Origin of the sequence: Bradyrhizobium zhengyangense, assembly GCF_022012555.1 — a bacterium.
Classification (GTDB): Bacteria; Pseudomonadota; Alphaproteobacteria; order Rhizobiales; family Xanthobacteraceae; genus Bradyrhizobium; species Bradyrhizobium zhengyangense.
The window spans coordinates 48,549-69,837 of sequence record NZ_JAKLTZ010000016.1 but is presented as its reverse complement, the minus strand read 5'-3'; the positions used below and the strand labels follow the sequence as shown (position 1 = coordinate 69,837).

Below are 21,289 nucleotides of genomic sequence, written 5' to 3'. Positions count from 1 at the left end.
AGCTGTATCCAATCACAGGCGAAACTTTATACAATCTTCGCCCATTTTGTGTGCACATCTCTGCCGGCACCATGTGCCGCACAATCGTACTGGATTCAATCTAACGATCTGACTCCGCAGCACAGTTTCCGAATTCGGCAATCCTGCCGCGGTTGGCACGGACCTTGCGGAGAGAGGCGGAGCACCGCCCTCCTCTCGGACACGCCATGGCCACTCCTGCCGCTCTCGAACTGGTTGCCGTCACCAAGCGCTATGACACGACGCTGGCGGTGGACAATGTCAATCTGAAGATCCCGGCCGGCACTTATTGCTGCCTGCTCGGCCCGTCCGGCTGCGGCAAAACCTCGACGCTACGCATGATCGCCGGTCATGAAGCGGTCAGCGAGGGCGACATCATCCTCGGCCCGCAGAACGTCACGGACCTCGAGCCCGCCAAGCGCGGCACGGCCATGATGTTCCAGTCCTACGCGCTGTTTCCGCACCTCACCGTGCTCGACAATGTTGCGTTTGCCCTGAAAATGCGCGGCATCGACCGCGCGACCAGGCACAAGCGCGCCGGCGAGCTTCTGGAGCTGGTGGCGATGAGCCCCTATGCCAGCCGCCTGCCGGCCCAGCTCTCCGGCGGCCAGCAGCAGCGCGTGGCGCTCGCCCGGGCGCTGATCACCGAGCCGCAGATCCTTCTGCTCGACGAGCCGCTGTCCGCGCTCGATCCGTTCCTGCGGGTCAAGATGCGCGGCGAGCTGAAGCGCCTGCAGCGCGAGCTCGGCATCAGCTTCATCCAGGTCACCCACGGCCAGGAAGAGGCGATGGCGCTTGCCGACCACATCGTGGTGATGAACCAGGGCAAGATCGAGCAGCAGGGCACGGCCCGCGACATCTTCCACCATCCCCGCACCGAATTCGTGGCGCGCTTCATCGGCGGCCACAACGTTCTCAGCGACGCCGGCAGCCTCATCGCCGTACGCGCCGATCAGCTCGGCATCATGCCGTTCGTTGACGGCGCATTCGGCGCGCCGGCGCGGCTGACCCAGACCGAGTACCAGGGCTCCTATGTTGCCGTCTCGCTCACGCTCGACGACGGCACCGCCCTGTTCTCCCATCTTCCCGAGTCCACCTTCGACGTCCACCCGTTCCGGCCGGGCGATCGCGTGCTGGCCACCTGGGATCCCGCCAAGGCGCAACGTCTGCAATAGCGCCGTCATTTTAGAAAATGCGCAACACAGAGGAGTGATTGGAATGACCGAGACGACCAAAAAGACCGGCGTCAGCCGCCGCACGCTACTCAAGGGCACCGCGGGTCTCGCGGGCCTTGCCGCCGGCTCCGGCGCCATCACCGGCTTTCCCTACGTGATGTCGGCCGAACCGAAGGTGCTGCGCTATCTCGGCACCGCCGTGAACGAGGGCGACGACATCTCCAAGCAGTGCCTGAAGGACACCGGCATCAAGATCGAATACATCACCGCGACGACCGACGACGTCACCAAGCGCGTGATGACCCAGCCGAACTCCTTCGACGTGCTGGACACCGAATATTTCTCGCTAAAGAAGCTGGTGCCGTCGGGCAACATCCTTGCCCTCGACGCCAAGAAGATCAAGGAATTCGACAACATCACCCCCGTCTTCACCAAGGGCGAGACGCCCGGCGGCAAGAAGATCGGCGGTCAGGGCACCGCGCCCTGGAAGGTGCTCTATCTCGAAGGCAAGGACTCCAAGACGTTCTCCAAGACGGCGACCGAGTTCGTCACGCTGATCCCGACTGTCTACAACGCCGACACGCTCGGCATCCGCCCCGATCTGATCAAGCGACCGATCAGCTCGTGGTCGGAGCTGCTCAATCCCGAATTCAAGGGCAAGGCCTCGATCCTCAACATCCCCTCGATCGGCATCATGGATGCCGCGATGGTCGTGGAAGCCACCGGCAAGTACAAATATGCCGACAAGGGCAACATGACCAAGGAAGAGATCGATCTCACCATGAAGGTGATGACCGAGGCAAAGAAGGCCGGCCAGTTCCGCGCGTTCTGGAAGGACTTCAATGAGAGCGTGAACTTGATGGCGTCGGGTGAGACTGTCATTCAGTCGATGTGGTCGCCCGCTGTGACGAAGGTGCGCTCGATGGGCATCGCCTGCACCTTCCAGCCGCTCAAGGAAGGCTATCGTTCCTGGGCTTCCGGCTTCTGCGTCTCCAAGGGCGTGTCGGGTGCGAAGCTCGACTGGGCCTATGAGTTCGTCAATTGGTTCCTGTCCGGCTATGCCGGCGCTTACCTCAACCGCCAAGGCTACTACTCGGCCGTACTCTCGACCGCGAAGGCCAACATGGAGCCCTACGAGTGGGCCTACTGGATGGAAGGCAAGGCGGCCGAGAAGGACATCAAGGCGCCCGACGGCTCGCTGCTGGAGAAGGCCGGGGCGGTGCGTGATGGCGGCTCCTACGAGGACCGCATGGGCGGCGTCGCCTGCTGGAACGCCGTGATGGACGAGAACGACTACATGGTCCGCAAGTGGAACGAGTTCATCGCCGCGTGATGGATACGTCGGAAGACATTCTGCAACAGGCATCCCCGGACCTCGTCCGGGGATCCGAGACGAGGCGCGCGGCGAAATCCGCGCGCCTGTCGCCGTCTTTGGTCTCCTGGCTCCAGGCCGGGCCGATGATGCTGGTGTTTCTCGCCTTCTTCCTGATCCCGCTGGTCTTCGTCGTCATCGTCTCGTTCTGGGACTACAACGAATATCAATTGCTGCCGGCCTTTTCCGGCCGCGGCTACACCGACACGTTCGAGGGCTGCATCGCGCAGCTTCCCGATCTCTGCACGATCGGCAAAACCTATCTGAAGACGCTGAAGCTCTGCTTCCTGGTCTGGGCCATCACGCTCTTCATCGGTTTCTGGGTCGCCTATTTCCTCGCCTTCCACGTCAAGTCCAAGACCTGGCAGATGGGACTGTCGCTGCTCTGCACGATCCCGTTCTGGACCTCCAACGTCATTCGCATGATCGCCTGGATCCCGCTGCTCGGGCGCAATGGCCTCGTTAACTCCGGCCTGATGAAGACGGGCCTGGTCAACCAGCCGGTGGAATGGCTGCTGTTCTCCGAGTTCTCCGTGGTGCTGGCGCTGGTCCACCTCTTCACCTTCTTCATGGTGGTGCCGATCTTCAATTCGATGATCCGCATCGACAAGTCGCTGATCGAGGCCGCCTATGACGCCGGCGCCTCCGGCTTTCAGACACTGGTCAACGTCATCATTCCGCTGGCCAAGCCAGGAATCGTGATCGGCTCGATCTTCGTCATCACCATCGTGATGGGCGACTTCATCACCATCGGCGTGATGGGCGGCCAGCAGATCGCCGCCGCCGGCAAGATCATCGAGACCCGGGTCAACGCGCTACAATTCCCGGCTGCGGCCGCGAATGCCGTGATCCTGCTCGTCATCACGTTCCTGATCATCACCATGATGTCGCGCATCGTCGACATCAAGAAGGAGCTGTAGGCGATGAAGGAAGGACGCCCGCGCTCATTCTACCTGCTTGCGATCTTCTTCGCGGCCTATGTGCTGTTTCTCTACGGCCCGATGATCGCGATCTACGTGCTGTCGTTCCAGGGACCGCAGGGCGGCCTCACCTTCCCGATGAACGGCGTGTCGACCTACTGGCTGACAAAGCTGTTCCAGGGCACCGGCATCGTCGATCTCGGTGCGTCCTTCCGCCGCTCGCTGCTGCTCGGCGTCATCGTGATGGCCGTCACTGTCGTGCTGTCGGTCGCCGCCGGCATGGCCTTCCGCAGGAAGTTCAAGATGCAGAGCATCCTGTTCTACTCGGCGATCGCGAGCCTGATCGTGCCCTCGATCATCACCTCGCTCGGAATCTCGCTGGAATTCCGCATCATCGACGATTTGATCAAGGCGCACTGGAACGAGAATTTCGAGACCTCGATGGGCCTGCTCACCTCCGGTCTGGGTGCGCACCTGACCTGGACGCTGCCGTTTGGCCTGCTGATCATGTTTGCGATCTTCAACCGCTTCGATCCCAGGCTCGAGGAAGCTGCGCGCGATCTTGGCGCGACGCCGTGGCAAACGTTCCGCTACGTCGTGCTGCCGATCATCCTGCCGTCGGTGATTGGCATCGGCCTGTTCGGCTTCACATTGTCCTGGGACGAACTCGCGCGCTCCAGCCAGGCGATCGGGGCAGTGAATACATTGCCGCTCGACCTTCAGGGCCTTACCACGACGGTGACGAACCCGGATATCTATGCGCTGGGCACCATCATCTCCGCGGTGTCCTTCGCGGTGATCACGCTTGCGCTGGGGACCATCCACATGCTCAACAAGCGCCAGGCGGCCAAGGGCTCGGACGCCGGCAAAGGGCTCGTCTGATCGCGATGCGACTGCACGTCGTCAATCCCAACACCACGACCACGATGACGGCGAAGATCGCCGCGGCGGCGCGCGCGATCGCGCTGCCCGACACGGTGATCGACGCGCGGCAGCCCGCGATGGGGCCGGTTTCGATCGAGGGATTCTACGACGAGGCCTTCGCTGTCCCCGGTATGCTCGGCTGCATCCGCGAGGCCGACCGCGACGGTGCCGATGCGCACATCATCGCCTGCTTCGACGACACCGGCCTCGATGCCGCGCGCGCCATCGCGAAAGCGCCGGTCATCGGCATCGGCGAAGCCGGCTTTCACGTGGCGAGCCTGGTCGCGGCGCGCTTTGCCGTGGTCACGACGCTTGGCGTCTCCATCGTGCCGATCGAACATAATTTGCGGAAATACGGCCTTGCCGAGCGCTGTGCCTGCGTCCGCGCCGCCGAAGTCCCGGTGCTCGCGCTCGAGGACCGCAATACTGAAGCGCTCGGCAAGATCTCCACGGAGATCACGGCTGCGATCCGCGGCGGCCGCGCCGAGGCCATCGTGCTCGGCTGCGCCGGCATGGCCGATCTTGCAGCTGAACTCGCCGGCACCCATGGTCTGCCCGTGGTCGATGGCGTTGCTGCCGCGGTGACGCTGGCGGAAGGACTGGTCCGGCTCGGGCTTTCGACATCCCGGCTCGGGCCCTACGCAGCGCCGCGCGCGAAGACCTATTCAGGCCCGTTTGCGCCGTTTCAGCCCTGACATTCCGCGCCTGACGGCGCGATCAACTTTGATGTGTCTGTCACAAGCGACCCCAGTTTGCCTCAAGCCGTGCTAAGACCCGCACCAGTATTTCTACGGGGCCGTGCACGAAAAAGAACGATGTCACCTGTTTAGCGTGCGGAGCCGGCTTTCGACGGCTCGAGCTTGCCACGCCGCCCGCCAACTCGGGCGAGTATCGCTGTCCGGCTTGCGACGAGGTCGTGGAAACCTTCGACGGCACCGCGTTCATCGCCTATCGCATGACGATCCAGCCTTCGTTGACGGCAGCCCGTCACTAAGCGGCGCCGAAGCTCCGCCGGAACCTTAGCTTTTTCCCCAAGCGGCCACCTTTTCGTCCCAATTGTTGCCGAACAGTAACACTTTCGGGGCGCACCGGCCGCCTTGTTCTGCGTTCTTGTGCTGCCGTTCTTCGCCACTCTCCAAGTTTCAATTTGGGCTTTGTCAGCGATGATCGATCTCGCAGAGGACACACCGTCCAATCCCCTCCTTCGTCTCGGTGCCCAGCCGATAGCGTTGACGGCTGCCGCGCTGCTGCTCCTGATCGCCGGCGTCACCTCGATCGCGATCTGGCGCGCCTATACTGGTGCTGCGCCTGAGACCGACCGTGTGGTCGCCTCGCGGCAGCTTCAGGTGCGCGCGGCGCAGGCCTCCGAACAACTGGTCGAGAAGACCAAGGGATTGGAGGCGACCCAGCAGGAATCGATCGACCAGCTCCAGGTCGTGCAGGACCAGCTTCAGACCATGAAGAAGCTGCTCGCCTCGCAGCAGGCCGACACCAAGCGCCTGTCGGATCAGGTCGCCAGTCTGAACGAGTCCATCGACGGGTTGCGGCAATCCTTTGCCAGCGTCCGGTCAACCGAGGCCGACACACCCTCGGTTACTCCAAGGAAACCGGCACGTCACCGCGTTCATGCCAGCGCCCGCAAACGCTCTCGCGGCTGATTGGATCCCGCGCCGCGGCCCTTTATTTTCGCCAGATGTGAAATGGATCACATTCGTCCGTATGATTCCGCGCCATGCTGCCCTCTACCGGATGGCGTGAGCCGATTTCAATATCCGGGGCTGGCAAGGTCGTTGACGGTATACTGCGTCAACGGCCTTGTTTTTTAATGTTGCGGTATCCCGGTGCCTCGATCGAGTCGCACCCTACTGGCAGCCGCTATTCACAGACCTGAACACGGCGGACGCGCCAGCCCCATTGCGTCATCACGCGCTGCCGCACGGGGTAGCACTGCGCGCCATAGTCCTCGTAACCGACGCCGTAGTATTCGCCATAGTACGGGTAGCCGTAGCCATAGGCGCCGTAATAGCCGGCGCCTGCAATACCGGCGCCGATCGCGACACCCGGCCAGAAGCCGCCGCCGTGCCAGCCATGGCCAAACCCGCCACCGCCCCAATGGCCACCACCACCCCAATGGCCGCCACCGAAACCGCCTCGCGCCTGCGCCGCCTGGGGCGCTGCGAGGCCAACCGCCGCGATGGCCAGTGCGGCCACGATCATCTTGCGCAACATCAACTCACCCTCCGCGTGGAAACACTCCACACTTGAAAACCGGGGCAAGCTAATGTCCCTCGACCGTTGATGATAGGCGGACCGGCTCACTTCCGCGCGAGCGTCAGCAGCCGCGGCAGATGCTCTTCATCTTCTTGTCGAGCAGCCGGTTCTCGGCACTCACCGCAGCATCGGCGTCGGGGTTCGTGCCCGAGGCCGCCCCGGTGGTGACGCCGGCCGCAGTGTTCGCGCCGGAGGATTGCGCCGTGCCCAGACTGTTGGTGCCGGGCGGCGGCGCCGGCGCATTGGCGACGCCGCCGGTCGATCCGGTCGCACCGCCGGTCGTCTGTCCGAACGATACAACGGGCATTGCAGCGAGGCCGATGATGACGATCAACATCTTGATCGAAGCGCTTGCAGACGGTTGGGCCATTGGAAAATCTCCCTGCCCGATCAACCGTTGCAGCAAAGACAGGTTCCGGAACAAATCCCGTCACATCAGCTTGAAACAGGAAGGCAACCACGATCATGCGCAAATTGATCGCATTCGACGAGGACACGTTCGACAAGCTGAAGCAATTGGGACGCGACAGGATGGCGACCTTTCAGGAGCTTGCGGATGAAGCCTTCGCCGACCTCCTGAAGAAGCACGGCATTCCCATCGACCTCAGGGACGCCCTGCGCGAGAGCGCGCGCGTCGAAGGCGCGACAGACAAATCGCCCCCACGCCCCCGGACCAGAAAGGCAAGAGCACGATGACCGATCGCGATCCCTTTGCAGAGGGCGAGTGCGCAGCGCGCGAGAACATCCCCGCCGAAGCCAATCCTTACCTGGACGGCAGTGATGAGCACGCGTTGTGGGCCGCCGGCCACGAGAAGGTCGCGGGCGCAATCGAAGCGCGCGAATCCGAGGGAAGCTGACGCGTCGATGTACGCCGCGCGGGCCGCTATGCAGCGGCCACCATCTGTTCGGTCCGGTCCTCGACCATGGTCACGAACATGTGGGATTCCTCGCCAGCGCCGCCGATCTGGACCCGACGGGCCGAGATCACGCGGCGGCCGCGGGCGGGATTGTCGATGGTGTCGACGATCGGCTCCAGCTGCTGCTTCTGCGCCAGGAGCTGCTGGTCGCGTTTCTCGATCAATGCGGCGGCATCCGCGGAGAACAATTCCCGCGCGGTCTTGCCGATGATCTCGCCGCGCGACATCCCGATCATCTTCTCGGCGGCCCTGTTGACGAAGACGTAGCGCAGATTGCGCGCGTCCTTGGCGATGATGCCCTCGGCGACATTCTCGATGATGGTGGCGAGGAAGCGCTCCATCCGCTCGAGGATGCGCTCGCGCTGGCGCTGGTCGGTGACGTCCTCCTGAACCGACACCCAGCCGCCGCCGTCCATCGGCCGTTCGTAGATCTTGATGATGCGGCCGTCGTTCAAGGCGATCTCGTAGGCGGTTGGCTCGCGCTTGGCGATCCGATCGAGCACGGCCCCGACATATTTTGCGACGTCGCCGCTGAACAACCCGCTTTTGACCCGGTGCTGGAGGATTTCCTCGAGCGTCGAGCCGGCCTGGATCGTCTCCGGCAGATTATAGATCCGTCGATAATTGGCGTTCATGGCGACCACGGTCGCCTTGCCATCGAGCATGATCAGGCCCTGCGGCATGCTGTTGATCGCGGCGGAGAGCTGCCACTTCTTGGCCTGGTACTTGTCGTTGAACTTGTCGCGCTCGGTCATCGCCGCGTCGCGCGCCTGCGCGGTGTCGAGCTCGAGCTCCTCGAGCTCGAAGATGCGCGCAACGGCGTCGCGGAAGTGCTGCACGGCGCGCGCAAGATGCCCGATCTCGTCGTGACGGCCAAGATGCGGCACCTCGCTCTTGACGTCCCCGTCGGCGATCCGGTCGGTCGCCCGCGTGATCTCGGCCAGCGCCCCGACCACCGAGCTTCGCATCACGACGACGTTGAGGCCGGCGAGATAGAGCGCGGCGAGCCCGAGCATGAACAGATAGGCCGCCGCGTAGCGGTTGGTGTCGGCGAGCTCGTCGGCTTCCTGGGCCCGTTGGCGATAAATTCTTTCGAGCGTCTCGAGGTCGACGTTGAGCTTGCTCCGCAGCGTCCGGTTGGCGTCATTGTCGCCCCATTCGCGCGCGGCCGCCGGACCGATCTCGAGCCCGCGCCGCACCAGCTCCTGGCGGAATTCGATGAACTGCGCGATGCGCTCGCGGAAGCTGGCCAACTGATCGGCATCGTCGTCACCGGCGGTCCGCTCCAATCCCTTCACGGCGTCAGCGAGCTCACGGTTGCGACGCTCGAGCCCTTCGGCAAACGGCTTCATCGTGCTGCGATCACCGGACATGTAGATGCCGCGCGATTCCATCACGATGGCATAGATCAGCGCGTTGATGCGTCCGATGCTGATCGCGGCTTCCGCCGAGGTGGCATACATGTGGCGGTAGGTCGTCTGCAACCGGACGGTCTGAACCGACATCACGAGCAGGAAGGTGGTGACGATCGCGAGGCAGCCGGCGATGCTGTAGACCTTCTCCGCGACGCTGAGCGTGTCGGCGCCGCGCGCGAAGCGAACGAATTTCTTCAAAAGCCGGATGACGGCCTCGAGACCCGACTGTGACGCTGCAGCGTCCATGGCGCCGCTCTCCCTGGTTGAACGAGCGTCACGATAGGCCTGATTGCGCTAGCGGAGGATTAAAATACCTGCCGGTATTTTTACGGCAGGAGCAAATGGAACCGGAGTGCGGATCAGCCGATCCGCTTGAGGCCCTTTTTGAAGCGGGGGCCGTTGGCGACATAGAACCTAGCCGCGCTTCCCATCTTCTGCACCTGGGCGTCGTCGAGCGTGCGGATGACGCGCGCGGGCGAGCCGATGATGAGCGATCGTTCGGGAAACTCTTTTCCCTCGGTGATGACCGAGCCGGCACCAACGATGCTGTTGCGGCCGATCTTCGCGCCATTCATGACGATGGAGCCCATGCCGATCAGCGCGCCCTCCTCGACGGTGCAGCCGTGCAGAATGACGTTGTGGCCGACGGTGCAGTTCTTGCCGATGACAAGCGGAAAGCCGAGGTCGGTGTGGCAGGTCGAGCCGTCCTGCACATTGGCGCCCTCGCCGATCTCGATCCACTCGTTGTCGCCGCGCAGCACCGCGCCGAACCAGACGCTCGCGCCCGGCTTCAGGCGCACCTTGCCGATCACGGTCGCGGTTTCCGCGATGAAGTAGTTGCCGTCGGTGGGAAGATCGGGCGCCTGCCCGTCGAGCTCGTAGATCGCCATGGAGGTCTCCTGTCACGTCAACCCAAGCCATAGCGAAACGACGACACGGAAGCAAAGGGCTGCCGCACAGCCCTGCAAGGCGTCAGCCGATCACGCCGGTCGCGCGCAGCGTCATCAGGAAGAAGGTGCCGCTCATCATGCTCCAGAAGCAGGCGATGACGGTTGCCATCATCACGAACTCGAAGCGGCGGCTTTCGAGCCGCATGCCGCGCAGCGTATTGCGCATGATGATGAAGGGCGCCGCGAACACCAGGAACGGCACGGCCGCAAACGTCTTCGGCGCCACGCCCTCCTGCAGCAATCCGAAACCTGCGGGCCGTTGCGACATCGCCTGGTATCCATTCGCGAGCGCACCCGCGAGCGCGAAGCCGATGCAGATCGAGAAGAAGGTGTTGAGAGCTTCAGGTGTCATCGGAACAGTCCGCCCATACGCAACGCGAGGACCCTTCCTGTGACAAATAGTGCCGGCTAACGCTACATTATCCTTAAGCGAAGGTTAACGCCGCCGCCCGGCCCAAGCAGAGCCCCCCGCCCTCCCGGCAACCCGGAACCCTCCGCGAAATCGCCGCCACGTGGCATATTCGCCGGTGATTCGTCGGCCATCGGCCGACCGGCCCCGGACCCATTTGCGCGACGTCATGACGGTGTTTTCGGCAACCTCCCCTCGCTCTTCCAGGACGAACGCCAAGATGAGCGCAAAGGCGCGTGCGCGGACCCATCTCATCCCGCTCGCGCTCACCTGTGCCTTCGCCGTGAGCGCCGTCGGCCTGGTTGCCTATCTGCTGTGGCCGACCTGGAGCACGGGCGGCGCTGATGCACCGGACAAGCTGCCCGTCAGCGTCGGCGGCACGCTGTTCAATCTGCCGATCTCCGCGATCCGGATGAAGATCCAGCGGCACTCCGGACCGCAGGAGCGCATCGATCTCGACTTCCTCTATCCTTCGCTTGACGCACCGAGCGGGCCGACGCATGTCACCGCCGACACCGTCGACACGGCGATGCAGCCGATCGACCGCATCTTCCTGTCGATCGCGGCGCATCACGATGCGCTCTCGCCCGAGCAGCGAACGGCGACAATCTATCCGCGCTATCTCGAGCAGGCCGCGACAGCGCCGGACGACGGATTGACGATGCGCGCCTTCCGCAGCGACACGCCCTATGGCAGCGAGGATCTGTATTCCGCAAGCGCGCCCGCACTCGCCGCGCGCTGCACGCGCGATGCATCGACGCCCGGCATGTGCCTGTCCGAGCGCCGCGTCGACGGCGCCGATCTCACCTTCCGCTTTCCGCGGAGCTGGCTGTCGCAATGGCGCGATGTCGCCGGTGCAATGGACAGGCTGACGGCGCAGCTGCGCGGGCCGAAGGGCTGAGCGCTGGCCACCGCAACAAAAAATCGAAAACAACCCCATGCACAGTAGCCGGGGGGCCAGCCGCGCGGTTTCGTATTTTTCGAATTCCGGCTTGACCCGTCGGGCAAAACAGGATCACAATGGCAACGTGGGGTGATCGACCTGAACGACCCGGCTGCAAGGAATGTGACTGATGTCACAGGCCTTAAATTGCATTCGGCCATTCTTCGGATAATCTGACGCTATTGCGTTCGGGGGCTGGAATGCGGCTTCGGCTGTTCATTTTGTCAATTGTTGCGACTTGGCTTGCGACCTGGCTAGCGCCGGCCGGCTCTGCATTGGCCGCCGAAAAGCGCGTAGCGCTCGTCATAGGCAACTCGGCCTACAAGAACGTGGGGCGACTGAAGAACCCAGCGAACGATGCCGCGCTGGTTGGCGACATGTTCAAGAAAGCGGGTTTTGACTCGGTCGATGTCAAGTTCGACCTGGACGTCGCCGCGATGCGCAAGGCGCTGCGCGAGTTTGGCGGCAAAGCGCGCGAGGCCGACGTCGCGGTGATCTACTATGCCGGTCACGGCATTGAGCTGGACGGGACCAACTACCTCATCCCCACCGACGCGACGCTCGAGACCGACAGCGACGTCCTCGATGAAACGCTGTCGCTGGACCGGGCCCTGTTCGCAGTCGAACCAGCCAAGCAGCTGCGCCTCGTCATCCTGGATGCCTGCCGCGACAACCCGTTCGCCAAGACGATGAAGCGCACGATCGCCGCGCGCGCGATCGGCCGCGGCCTCGCCAAGGTCGAGCCGACCAGCCCGAACACCATGATCGCCTTCGCGGCGAAGGCCGGCTCGACCGCCTCGGACGGTGATGCGAAGAACAGCCCCTTTGCCACCGCTTTGGTGGAACGCCTGCCGACGCCGGGCCTCGACTTGGGCAAGGCCTTTCGATTCGTTCGCGACGACGTGCTCAAGACCACCGGCTACCAGCAGGAGCCGTATGTGTACGGGTCGCTTGGTGGAGATGACGTTTCGCTGGTACCGGCCAAGCCGGCAGCAGCCGGTCCACAGGCCAACCCGGACAGCGAAATCCGGCGCGACTACGAACTGGCGCTCCAGATTGGCACCCGGGACGTTTGGTCCTCGTTCATCAACCGCTACCCAAGCGGCTTCTACACCGACCTTGCCAAGGGTCAATTGAGCAAGATAGTCGCCGAGGAAGCTCGCGCTGCAGCTGCGGAAAAGGCCAGGCAGGCCGAGGACGAGAAGGCCCGATTGGCAACCGAACGCGCCAAGAAGGTCGAACAGGAGAAGGCCGCTGCGGCTGCCCAAGCCGCCGAGGACGCCCGGATCGCGGCCGAGAAAGCCAAGCAGATCGAGGAAACGAAGGCTGCGGCAGCCGAACAGCGCAGGAAAGATGCCGAGGCCGCCGTCGCCAAAGCGCTGGCCGACAAGCAGGCTGCCGAGAAGGCGCTCGCCGACAAGATGGCAAGTGACAAGGCGGCTGCCGAACTGGCTGCGAAGCAGGCGGCGGACGCGAAATCGCAGGAGGGCGAACAGAAAGTTGCCGCCGTTGCCCCGACCTCTTCACCGTCGAGCCTCTCTCCCCAGGAGACCGCGAAGCTGGTTCAGTCCGAACTCCGTCGTGTCGGCTGCTTGGCCGCCGCGGCCGACGGCGACTGGAATGCGACGTCGCAGCGCTCGCTGACGCAGTTCAACAAATATGCCCGGACGAACTTCGACGCCAAACTTGCAAGCTCCGACGCGCTCGATGCCATCAAGGCCAAGCCGGGCCGGATCTGCCCGCTGGTGTGCGATCACGGCTTCAAGGCCGATGGCGACGCTTGCGTCAAGATCGCGTGCCGCGCCGGCTATCGCATCAACGACGACAACGAGTGCGAGAAGGTGCAGGACAAGAAGCCGGTTGCGACCCGCGAGGATGCCAAGACGCGAGACGACAACAGGAAGAAGGTCGAATCGGCGCCCTCGAAGCCGCAGGCGTCTGGTCAGATCCTTTGCAATACGACAGGCTGTCGGCCGGTAACCCCCGGCTGTCGCATTGTTAGCGGGAGGAATTCAATGGACTCAGGGAAACAATACGAAGTGTGCAATTGAGGCACGGCTGAAAGGCAATTACTGCCTGACGCCACGGCGCGCGGTATTCTGGCGAAGAACCAGATCTCGACGCCAAAAGGTCGGCACCTGCGGACGCGATCCGCACATGCAAAGTAGCCCGGCGCCCGTCACGGCTTCTGATTTTCAATAATTCTGCTTTTTCGATATTTACCCTCGGCCGATACAGGGCATGATGGTATCATGGAGGGATTGATTGACTTGAATAACGCGGTTGCCAGCAATGTGACTGATGTCACAGACCACAAATTGCATTCGGCCATTATGCGGATAATCTGACGCTATTGCATTCGGGGGCTGGAATGCGGCTTCGGCTGTTTGTTTTGTTTGTTGTGGCGACCTGGCTTTCAGCCTGGCTCGGGACCGGCTCCGCACTGGCCGCCGAAAAGCGTGTCGCGCTGGTGATCGGCAATTCGGCCTACAAGAGCGCCCCGCGGCTCACCAATCCGGTTAACGACGCCACCCTGGTCGGTGGCATGTTCAAGTCCGCCGGCTTCGACAATGTCGATGTCAGGCTCGACCTGAATGCTGCCGACATGCGCAGGGCGCTGCGGGAGTTCGCGGGCCGGACGCGCGATGCCGGGGTTGCGGTAATCTACTATGCCGGACACGGCATTGAGCTCGACGGCACCAACTATTTGATCCCCACTGACGCCGCGCTGGAGACAGACGGCGACGTGCTCGACGAGACCGTTGCGCTCGATCGCGCACTGTTCGCTGTCGAACCGGCCAAGCAGCTCCGGCTCGTCATCCTTGATGCCTGCCGCGACAACCCGTTCGCAAAGACCATGAAGCGCACGGTTGCCTCGCGCGCAATCGGCCGCGGCCTTGCCAAGGTCGAGCCGACCAGCCCGAACACCATGATCGCCTTTGCGGCCAAGGCCGGCTCCACCGCCTCGGACGGCGATGCGAAAAACAGCCCGTTTGCCACCGCTCTCGTCGAACGTCTGCCGACGCCGGGGCTCGACCTGGGCAAGGCTTTTCGATTCGTTCGTGACGACGTGCTGAAGAGTACGGGCTACAAGCAGGAGCCTTATGTGTACGGCTCGCTCGGCGGCGATGATGTTTCGCTGGTACCAGCGAAACCAGCGGCCACAGGACCGCAGGCGAGCCCCGATGATGCGACCCGCCGGGGCTACGAACTCGCACTTCAAGCGGGCGATCGCGACGCGTGGGAGGCGTTTCTGCGGGCCTTCCCGAGCGGTTTTTATGCGGACTTGGCGAAGGTGCAGCTCAAGAAGATTGTCGCCGAAGAAACCCGCGCCGCGGCTGCCGACAAGGCACGACAGGCCGAAGAGGAGAAAACCCGGCTCGCGGGCGAGCGCGCCAAGAAAGCCGAACAGGAGAAAGCCGCTGCGGCCGCCAAGGCGGCAGAGGACGCCCGGCTTGCCGCCGAGAAGGCCAAGCAGATCGAAGAGGCCAAGGCGGCCGCAGCAGAACAGCGCAGAAAGGATGCCGAGGCTACCGTTGCCAAAACGCTGGCCGACAAGCAGGCCGCCGAGAAGGCGCTCGCCGACAAGATCGCGAGCGACAGGGCGGCGGCTGACAAGCAAGTGACCGAGAAGCCGCAAATGGCCGACGGTCAAGAGAAGGTTGCAACAGTTGCCCCGACCTCGTCGCAGCCGAGACTTTCCCCCGCGGAAACGGCGAAGCTGGTTCAGTTAGAGTTGCGCCGTGTCGGCTGTCTCGCGGACGCAGCCGATGGCGACTGGAATGCGTCATCGCAACGTTCGCTGACGCAGTTCAACAAATACGCGGGAACGAAGTTCGACGCCAAGCAGGCGAGCTTCGACGCGATCGATGCCATCAAAGCCAAATCGGGCCGGGTCTGCCCGCTGGTCTGCGAGCACGGCTTCAAGGCCGATGGCGATGCCTGCGTGAAGATCACCTGCCGCGCGGGCTATCGCGTCAATGACGACAACGAGTGCGAGAAGACGCGGGACAAGAGGCCGGTTGCCACCCGGGAGGATGCGAAGCCGCGAGACGACGAGAGAAAGAAGAGCGAAGCCACGCCGGCAAAGCCGCAGACCACGGGGCAGATCTATTGCAACTCGACAATGTGTCGTCCGGTGCGACAAGGATGCCGCTTGCAGCTGCCTAAGGCTGCTTTCACTCAGGGACATATGACTGAGGTCTGCGATTGAGGGTTGGCCGCATATGCTGAGAGTCCTGATTGCCCTTCTTCTTACAAGTTTCACCTGCGGCGCGGCGTTTGCCGAAAAGCGTGTCGCGCTGGTGATCGGCAATTCGGCCTACAAGAGCGCCCCGCGGCTCACCAATCCGGTGAACGACGCCACCCTGGTCGGTGGCATGTTCAAGTCCGCCGGCTTTGACAATGTCGATGTCAGGCTCGACCTGAATGCTGCAGACATGCGCAGGTCGTTGCGCGAATTTGCGGGCAAGACCCGCGATGCCGAGGTTGCGGTGATCTACTATGCGGGACACGGCATCGAGCTCGACGGCACCAACTACCTGATCCCCACCGACGCCGCTCTGGAGACCGACGGCGACGTGCTCGACGAGACTGTTGCGCTCGACCGCGCGCTGTTCGCCGTGGAATCGGCCAAGCAGCTCCGGCTCGTCATCCTGGATGCCTGTCGCGACAATCCCTTCGCCAAGACCATGAAGCGGACCATGGCCTCGCGCGCGATCGGCCGCGGCCTCGCCAAGGTCGAGCCGACCAGCCCGAACACCATGATCGCTTTTGCGGCCAAGGCCGGCTCGACTGCCTCGGATGGTGATGCGAAGAACAGCCCGTTTGCCGCCGCTCTGGTCGAACGCCTGCCGACGCCGGGCCTCGATCTCGGCAAGGCTTTTCGATTCGTCCGTGACGACGTGCTCAAGGCCACCGGCAACAAGCAGGAGCCCTTTGTCTACGGCTCGCTCGGCGGAGATGACTTAGCCCTGGTTCCGGCGAAGCCAGTCGCGGCTGGACCGCAGGCAAACCCGGACAGCGAAATCCGGCGCGCCTACGAACTGGCGCTCCAACTCGGCACGCGCGAAGTTTGGGCGGCGTTCCTCAACCGCTACCCGAGCGGATTCTACACAGACCTCGCCAAGGCCCAGCTCAATCGGATTGCCGCCGAAGACGCCCGTGCTGCAGCGGCTGAGAAGGTGCGACAAGCCGAGGAGGAGAAAGCAAGACTGGTAGCCGAACGAGCGAAGAAGGCCGAGCAGGACAAGGCAGGAGCGGCAGCCAAGGCCGCCGAAGATGCCCGGCTAGCGGCAGAAAAGGCCAAGCAAATCGAGGAAGCCAAGGCGGCCGCAGCAGAGCAGCGTAGAAAGGATGCCGAGGCCGCTGTTGCCAAGGCGCTGGCCGACAAGCAGGCCGCCGAGAAGGTGCTCGCCGACAAGGTCGCAAGTGACAAGGCCGCTGCCGATTTGGCTGCGAAGCAGGCTGCGGACGCAAAAGCGCGGGAGAGCGAACAGAAAGTTGCCGCCGTGACCCCGACGTCGTCGCAGCCGAGCCTGTCGCCGCAAGAGACGGCAAAGTTGGTTCAGTCCGAGTTGCGTCGAGTCGGCTGTCTGGCGGCCGCGGCCGACGGCGACTGGAATGCGACATCGCAGCGCTCGCTAACGCTGTTCAACAAATATGCCGGAACGAAGTTCGATGCCAAGCAGGCGAGCTTCGACGCGCTCGACGCAATCAAGGCCAAGCCGGGCCGGGTCTGCCCGCTGGTGTGCGATCGCGGATTCAAGGCCGACGGCGATGCTTGCGTGAAGATCGCCTGCCGCATCGGCTATCGCGTCAACGACGACAACGAATGCGAGAAGATTCAGGACAAGAAGCCGGTTGCCACTCGCGAGGATGCCAAGCCGCGAGACGACGCGAGGAAGAAAGTCGAGTCCTCACCCGCGAAGCCGCAGGCGACAGGTCAAATGTTTTGTAACAATGCGGGTTGCCGTTCAGTCCGGCCGGGCTGCCACCTTGAGGCTACTGGAATGAAGCCCGGCCAAAGCACTCCGAGTTCTTCGGGCGCCTCAAGCGTGGAAATCTGCAACTGAAGACGAGTGACAGGCGAGGAAGAAGCCTTCGGTACATAGATTGTGCTGCTGGCAGAACACTCCGAATACTCTCGATTCTAATTTGAGGCTGAAATGGTGCGCTTCGGCTAATTATCGCTGCGCTCGCAATGACGATGTTGATGCAGTTGTACTCAAAACGCGATCTCGTGCCCCGAACGCAGCGCAGCGTCTTTTCGACGGTGCGCTGCAGTGCCAGGGCCCATGTTGCAGAGATGCGCTGTGTGGCTTCGGCGTCCCGTCTCTGCACTGCAACGCTTTAGGCGTTGCAGTGCGTCCGGGACACAAGAGGACGACCCGTGCGTCGAATTATTCCTGATCGACCAGATCGTCCTCGAGGATCGCCATCTGGAACTGGAACGAGCGATCATCGTCCTCGTCGTCGACAAACAGCACGCCGATGAACTCCTCGCCGATATAGACCTCGGCGGAATCGTCCTTCTTCGGCCGCGGCACGACGCGGATCTTCGGGTTGCCGAAAACGCGTTTCAGATACGCATCCAGCTTTCTGACTTCTTTGACGTCCACGGCAAGTCTCCGATCAAAATTGGTCGGCGGGTTTTAGGACGAGATGCGGCGAACCGCCAGCATGAATTGCCAAAGAATTTGGGGACGAAAAGGGCCGGCAAATCCGGCCCTTAACGTGCACGCTTAAAGTCCCATCGCGTTGATCATCTGGTCCATGGTGCGCGATGGCTCGGCGCAGCCGGCTTTGCCCACGATCTTGGCCGGCACGCCCGCGACCGTGACGTTGTGCGGCACGGGCTCAAGCACGACCGAACCTGCGGCGATGCGCGCGCAATGGCCGATCTCGATATTGCCGAGGATCTTGGCGCCGGCGCCGATCAGCACGCCATGACGAATCTTCGGATGACGGTCCTCGTTCTCCTTGCCGGTGCCTCCAAGCGTGACGCCGTGCAGGATCGAGACGTCGTCCTCGATCACAGCCGTCTCGCCGCAGACAAAGCCCGTGGCGTGGTCGAGGAAGATACCGCGGCCGATGCGCGCGGCGGGATTGATGTCGGTCTGGAACACCGCGGAGGCGCGGCTCTGCAGGTAGTAAGCAAAGTCCTTGCGGCCCTTCAAATAGAGCCAGTGCGCGAGGCGATGGGTCTGGATCGCGTGAAAGCCCTTGAAGTAGAGCAAGGGATCGATGAAGCGCGAGGTCGCGGGATCGCGGTCGTAGACGGCGACGAGATCGGCGCGGAAGGCATTGCCCAAATCAGGATCGTCGCGCAGCGCCTCGTCGAAGGTCTGGCGCACCAGATCACCCGAGAGCGCGGCGTGATCGAGCCGGTCGGCGACGCGGTGGACCACCGAATCTTCGAGCCGGCTGTGGTGCAGCACCGTCGAGTAGATGAAGGTCGCAAGCTCGGGCTCGCGGTAGACGATGTCCTCCGCCTCGCCACGGATCCGGTCCCAGATCGGATCGAGCGAAGCAAGCTTTCCTCCCGGATTGACCTGATGCACTGCCATGATTGTCTCTCTGGAATCTGCTCTTTCGAACGGCTGGTTTTGTTGGCTTTATAGCACAGTGTAGGCGACAAAGTCCTGACGGGCTTGCCTGAGAGTGAACAGCGCCTTGCCCCGCGAAAGCACGCCAACGCCTTGAAACACAAGAACTTCTTCTGGCGTCCCCAGGCGGCAAGGTCGGCTTGAAATGGTCAGAGTCTCGCCAAATTCAAGCCGGGTCGCGTCAAACTATTGGTGAATTTCGTCCCGACCCTTATTGCGGGCATGGTCCTGATGACCACGGAGCCGTTTTGAGCATCACCACCGATCAATTGCGCGCGCGCGCCGCGGGTACGTTTTGGCTGCGGCTGGCGGCGGTGGCGCTGCCTCTCCTGTTGATCGCGCCGGCGTTCTGGAACGGCTATCCGCTGTTGCAATGGGATACCGGCGGCTATCTGGCGCGCTGGTACGAAGGCTATCTGGTGCCGAGCCGGTCCACCGTATTCGGCATCTATCTGCACCTTGGCGAGAGCTCCGGATTCTGGATCAATCTCGCGGTCCAGTCGCTGGTCACATTGTGGCTGTTGCAGCTCACCTTACGCGTCCTCTCGATGATGCAGACGGCCCGCTTCGCGGCCATCAGCCTGCTGCTGATCCTGTCGACGGCCCTGCCCTGGCTTGCCAGCATGCTGCTCACCGACATCTTCGCGGGGCTGTCGGTGCTGTCGCTGTTTCTGCTGGTCGTTGGCGGCAGCCGCATCTCTTGGGCGGAGCGGGCCGCGCTGTTTGTCTTCACCGCCTTTGCGGCCGCAACCCACAGCGCCACGCTCGGCGTGCTGTTCGGGCTCTGCGCCGTCGGCTGGATGGCGCGGCCGTTGCTTGGGCCTCGTCTGCCGATCGCTGGACTGGCCCAGGCGAGCCTGACAATCGTCGCAGGGGCGCTGATGCTGATCGCAGCCAACCACGCGCTGTCAGGCAAATGGGCCTGGACGCCGGGCGGCACCGGCGTCGCCTTCGGTCGCATGATGCAGGACGGCATCGTTGCGCAATTCCTGAACGACCATTGCCCGCGCGAAAACTTCAAGCTCTGTCCCTATCGCAATGAGCTGCCGGCCACCGCTGACGAATTCCTATGGGGCCACAGCATGTTCAACACGCTCGGCCGCTTCGATGGGCTTAATGACGAGATGGGCACCATCGTCGAACGATCGCTCGCGGACTATCCGGCGTGGCAGGCCGGTGCGGCGCTGCGGGCGACGGGCCAACAATTGCTGCATGTGGCGACCGGCGAAGGCTCCAGTGTCTGGATTCCGCACACCTACGGCATCATCGAACGCTACATTCCGGCGCAGGTCGCGCCGATGCGCGCGGCGCGTCAGCAGAATTGGGAGCTCGATTTCGACTACGTCAACTGGCTGCACGTGCCGGTCGCGCTGGTCTCGATGCTGGGGCTGCTCGCGCTGCTCGGATACGCGCTCGCCCATCGCCGGCTCGACGACCTGACGCTGCTGGCGGGGACCGTGACGCTGGCCCTGCTCGGCAACGCCTTCATCTGCGGTGTGATCTCAGGCCCGCACGACCGCTACGGCGCGCGGATGGTGTGGGTCGCGACCTTCGTGGTGCTGATGGCGCTGTTTCGTGCATTCGGCGACGACGATCCAGTCGAGACAGCTCAACCGCGGCGTGACAGGAAATCCAGCACGCCCGACTTGTAGACCTTGTCGCCGACCGCACGCATGTGGTCGCGGTTTGGGATGTCGAGCACTTCGGACCCGGGGATGATCGCGCCGAGCGCGCCGGCCGAGCCCGCAACGTCATCGGTCGAGCCGACTGCAATCAGCACGGGCACATCGATGCGTGCGGCCTCGTCGCGGGTCATGAGATCGCGCGTGCCACGCAGGCAGGCGGCCAGCGCCACGCGGTCGGAGCGGGTCTGATCGGCAAACGCACGAAACGTGCGACCGACGGGATCGCTGACGTCGTCGAGCGAGGCCGCTTCCAGCGCCTCGGCGACGACCTCGCCAGGCCCGGTGCCTTCAATCAGGCCGCCAATGCCGATGCCGCCGAGGATCGCCGAGCGCAGGCGCTGCGGCTCATTGAGACCGAGCCAGGCCGTCATCCGGCCGCCCATCGAATAGCCCATGATGTCGGCCTGAGGGATGGCGAGATGATCCATCAGCGCCAATACGTCGCCGGCCATGGTGGGGATCGAATATTGCGCGGGATCGTAGAGCTTTGCGCTCTCGCCATGACCGCGATTATCGAGTGCAATGACGCGGCGACCGTTCTTGCGCAGCTCCGAGACCCAGGTCGGATAGACCCAGTTCACGTTCTTGCTGGAGGCAAAGCCGTGCACCAGGATGATCGGATCGCCCTCGCCTTCGTCGAGATAGGCAATTTCAACAGCGCCGTTGTGAAAGCTCGGCATCAG

General features: G+C 63.2%; 21 protein-coding genes. 13 read left to right on the top strand and 8 right to left on the bottom strand.

The window, feature by feature from the left end:
• Positions 1–206: 206 nt before the first annotated feature.
• From L6639_RS35485 to L6639_RS35460, 6 genes are all read left to right on the top strand, one after another.
• Positions 207–1,193: an ABC transporter ATP-binding protein gene (locus L6639_RS35485; protein WP_237866253.1), complete on the top strand. Its 987-nt coding sequence runs from the start codon at positions 207–209 to the stop codon at positions 1,191–1,193.
• 43 nt (positions 1,194–1,236) lie between these two features.
• Positions 1,237–2,526 (top strand): ABC transporter substrate-binding protein, encoded by a 1,290-nt coding sequence (locus L6639_RS35480; RefSeq protein ID WP_237866252.1) that lies wholly within the window; start codon positions 1,237–1,239, stop codon positions 2,524–2,526.
• A complete protein-coding gene (locus tag L6639_RS35475; protein WP_237866321.1) occupies positions 2,526–3,485 on the top strand; it encodes an ABC transporter permease in 960 nt (319 codons plus the stop codon). Before L6639_RS35480 ends, L6639_RS35475 begins: the two co-directional genes overlap by 1 nt.
• Positions 3,486–3,488: 3 nt before the next feature.
• Positions 3,489–4,367: an ABC transporter permease gene (locus L6639_RS35470; protein ID WP_237866251.1), complete on the top strand. Its 879-nt coding sequence runs from the start codon at positions 3,489–3,491 to the stop codon at positions 4,365–4,367.
• Between the two features lie 5 nt (positions 4,368–4,372).
• Positions 4,373–5,104: an aspartate/glutamate racemase family protein gene (locus L6639_RS35465; RefSeq protein WP_237866250.1), complete on the top strand. Its 732-nt coding sequence runs from the start codon at positions 4,373–4,375 to the stop codon at positions 5,102–5,104.
• A 468-nt stretch (positions 5,105–5,572) separates the two neighbouring features.
• A complete protein-coding gene (locus tag L6639_RS35460; RefSeq protein WP_237866249.1) occupies positions 5,573–6,067 on the top strand; it encodes a hypothetical protein in 495 nt (164 codons plus the stop codon).
• A 217-nt stretch (positions 6,068–6,284) separates the two neighbouring features.
• Here L6639_RS35460 and L6639_RS35455 read toward each other — a convergent pair whose 3' ends face one another.
• Together L6639_RS35455 and L6639_RS35450 are read right to left on the bottom strand one after the other, a co-directional pair.
• Positions 6,285–6,638, bottom strand: a complete 354-nt coding sequence (locus L6639_RS35455; protein WP_237866248.1) for a hypothetical protein — start codon at positions 6,636–6,638, stop codon at positions 6,285–6,287.
• A 103-nt stretch (positions 6,639–6,741) separates the two neighbouring features.
• The gene (locus L6639_RS35450; protein WP_237866247.1) at positions 6,742–7,050 is read right to left on the bottom strand and encodes a hypothetical protein; all 309 of its coding nucleotides are present in this window, start codon (positions 7,048–7,050) and stop codon (positions 6,742–6,744) included.
• Between the two features lie 95 nt (positions 7,051–7,145).
• Between L6639_RS35450 and L6639_RS35445 the strand changes: the two genes are divergently transcribed.
• A complete protein-coding gene (locus L6639_RS35445; protein WP_237866246.1) occupies positions 7,146–7,376 on the top strand; it encodes a hypothetical protein in 231 nt (76 codons plus the stop codon).
• Positions 7,373–7,537, top strand: coding sequence for a hypothetical protein (locus L6639_RS35440; RefSeq protein ID WP_237866245.1), 165 nt, complete (start codon positions 7,373–7,375; stop codon positions 7,535–7,537). Before L6639_RS35445 ends, L6639_RS35440 begins: the two co-directional genes overlap by 4 nt.
• 26 nt (positions 7,538–7,563) lie before the next feature.
• Here L6639_RS35440 and L6639_RS35435 read toward each other — a convergent pair whose 3' ends face one another.
• The 3 genes from L6639_RS35435 to L6639_RS35425 form a co-directional block, all read right to left on the bottom strand.
• Positions 7,564–9,258 carry a PAS-domain containing protein gene (locus L6639_RS35435; protein ID WP_237866244.1) on the bottom strand — a complete coding sequence of 565 codons (1,695 nt, stop codon included), beginning with the start codon at positions 9,256–9,258 and terminating at the stop codon, positions 7,564–7,566.
• A 113-nt stretch (positions 9,259–9,371) separates the two neighbouring features.
• Positions 9,372–9,902, bottom strand: a complete 531-nt coding sequence (locus L6639_RS35430) for a gamma carbonic anhydrase family protein (protein ID WP_237866243.1) — start codon at positions 9,900–9,902, stop codon at positions 9,372–9,374.
• Positions 9,903–9,984: 82 nt separating this feature from the next.
• Positions 9,985–10,314, bottom strand: coding sequence for a DUF6949 family protein (locus tag L6639_RS35425; protein ID WP_237866242.1), 330 nt, complete (start codon positions 10,312–10,314; stop codon positions 9,985–9,987).
• Positions 10,315–10,591: 277 nt separating this feature from the next.
• Here L6639_RS35425 and L6639_RS35420 point away from each other — a divergent pair, with 277 nt between their 5' ends.
• The 4 genes from L6639_RS35420 (at position 10,592) to L6639_RS35405 (ending at position 17,388) form a co-directional block, all read left to right on the top strand.
• Positions 10,592–11,272, top strand: coding sequence for a hypothetical protein (locus tag L6639_RS35420; protein ID WP_377803204.1), 681 nt, complete (start codon positions 10,592–10,594; stop codon positions 11,270–11,272).
• Between the two features lie 242 nt (positions 11,273–11,514).
• Positions 11,515–13,365 carry a caspase family protein gene (locus L6639_RS35415; protein ID WP_237866240.1) on the top strand — a complete coding sequence of 617 codons (1,851 nt, stop codon included), beginning with the start codon at positions 11,515–11,517 and terminating at the stop codon, positions 13,363–13,365.
• A 320-nt stretch (positions 13,366–13,685) separates the two neighbouring features.
• Positions 13,686–15,527: a caspase family protein gene (locus L6639_RS35410; RefSeq protein ID WP_237866239.1), complete on the top strand. Its 1,842-nt coding sequence runs from the start codon at positions 13,686–13,688 to the stop codon at positions 15,525–15,527.
• Positions 15,528–15,540: 13 nt separating this feature from the next.
• Positions 15,541–17,388: a caspase family protein gene (locus tag L6639_RS35405; RefSeq protein ID WP_237866238.1), complete on the top strand. Its 1,848-nt coding sequence runs from the start codon at positions 15,541–15,543 to the stop codon at positions 17,386–17,388.
• A gap of 327 nt (positions 17,389–17,715) precedes the next feature.
• Here L6639_RS35405 and L6639_RS35400 read toward each other — a convergent pair whose 3' ends face one another.
• On the bottom strand, positions 17,716–17,934 hold the full coding sequence (locus L6639_RS35400; protein ID WP_007602550.1) for a DUF3126 family protein: 219 nt from the start codon (positions 17,932–17,934) through the stop codon (positions 17,716–17,718).
• Positions 17,935–18,057: 123 nt separating this feature from the next.
• Positions 18,058–18,882, bottom strand: coding sequence for a serine O-acetyltransferase (cysE, locus tag L6639_RS35395; protein WP_237866237.1), 825 nt, complete (start codon positions 18,880–18,882; stop codon positions 18,058–18,060).
• A 287-nt stretch (positions 18,883–19,169) separates the two neighbouring features.
• Between cysE and L6639_RS35390 the strand changes: the two genes are divergently transcribed.
• Positions 19,170–20,573: a hypothetical protein gene (locus L6639_RS35390; protein WP_237866236.1), complete on the top strand. Its 1,404-nt coding sequence runs from the start codon at positions 19,170–19,172 to the stop codon at positions 20,571–20,573.
• On the opposite strand, the gene L6639_RS35385 is transcribed toward L6639_RS35390, so the two are convergent.
• On the bottom strand, positions 20,531–21,286 hold the full coding sequence (locus L6639_RS35385) for an alpha/beta fold hydrolase (protein WP_237866235.1): 756 nt from the start codon (positions 21,284–21,286) through the stop codon (positions 20,531–20,533). The two genes, L6639_RS35390 and L6639_RS35385, sit on opposite strands and share 43 nt — an antisense overlap.
• Between the last annotated feature and the right edge of the window lie 3 nt (positions 21,287–21,289).

Bases quoted from the DNA above. Each gene is read 5' to 3' on its own strand.
- L6639_RS35420 (WP_377803204.1), top strand. From the start codon at position 10,592: ATGAGCGCAAAGGCGCGTGCGCGGACCCATCTCATCCCGCTCGCGCTC.
- L6639_RS35385 (WP_237866235.1), bottom strand. From the start codon at position 21,286: ATGCCGAGCTTTCACAACGGCGCTGTTGAAATTGCCTATCTCGACGAA.
- L6639_RS35465 (WP_237866250.1), top strand. From the start codon at position 4,373: ATGCGACTGCACGTCGTCAATCCCAACACCACGACCACGATGACGGCG.
- L6639_RS35405 (WP_237866238.1), top strand. From the start codon at position 15,541: ATGCTGAGAGTCCTGATTGCCCTTCTTCTTACAAGTTTCACCTGCGGC.
- L6639_RS35415 (WP_237866240.1), top strand. From the start codon at position 11,515: ATGCGGCTTCGGCTGTTCATTTTGTCAATTGTTGCGACTTGGCTTGCG.
- L6639_RS35440 (WP_237866245.1), top strand. From the start codon at position 7,373: ATGACCGATCGCGATCCCTTTGCAGAGGGCGAGTGCGCAGCGCGCGAG.
- L6639_RS35460 (WP_237866249.1), top strand. From the start codon at position 5,573: ATGATCGATCTCGCAGAGGACACACCGTCCAATCCCCTCCTTCGTCTC.
- L6639_RS35435 (WP_237866244.1), bottom strand. From the start codon at position 9,258: ATGGACGCTGCAGCGTCACAGTCGGGTCTCGAGGCCGTCATCCGGCTT.
- L6639_RS35410 (WP_237866239.1), top strand. From the start codon at position 13,686: ATGCGGCTTCGGCTGTTTGTTTTGTTTGTTGTGGCGACCTGGCTTTCA.
- L6639_RS35425 (WP_237866242.1), bottom strand. From the start codon at position 10,314: ATGACACCTGAAGCTCTCAACACCTTCTTCTCGATCTGCATCGGCTTC.
- L6639_RS35450 (WP_237866247.1), bottom strand. From the start codon at position 7,050: ATGGCCCAACCGTCTGCAAGCGCTTCGATCAAGATGTTGATCGTCATC.
- L6639_RS35470 (WP_237866251.1), top strand. From the start codon at position 3,489: ATGAAGGAAGGACGCCCGCGCTCATTCTACCTGCTTGCGATCTTCTTC.
- cysE (WP_237866237.1), bottom strand. From the start codon at position 18,882: ATGGCAGTGCATCAGGTCAATCCGGGAGGAAAGCTTGCTTCGCTCGAT.
- L6639_RS35475 (WP_237866321.1), top strand. From the start codon at position 2,526: ATGGATACGTCGGAAGACATTCTGCAACAGGCATCCCCGGACCTCGTC.
- L6639_RS35485 (WP_237866253.1), top strand. From the start codon at position 207: ATGGCCACTCCTGCCGCTCTCGAACTGGTTGCCGTCACCAAGCGCTAT.
- L6639_RS35480 (WP_237866252.1), top strand. From the start codon at position 1,237: ATGACCGAGACGACCAAAAAGACCGGCGTCAGCCGCCGCACGCTACTC.
- L6639_RS35430 (WP_237866243.1), bottom strand. From the start codon at position 9,902: ATGGCGATCTACGAGCTCGACGGGCAGGCGCCCGATCTTCCCACCGAC.
- L6639_RS35455 (WP_237866248.1), bottom strand. From the start codon at position 6,638: ATGTTGCGCAAGATGATCGTGGCCGCACTGGCCATCGCGGCGGTTGGC.
- L6639_RS35445 (WP_237866246.1), top strand. From the start codon at position 7,146: ATGCGCAAATTGATCGCATTCGACGAGGACACGTTCGACAAGCTGAAG.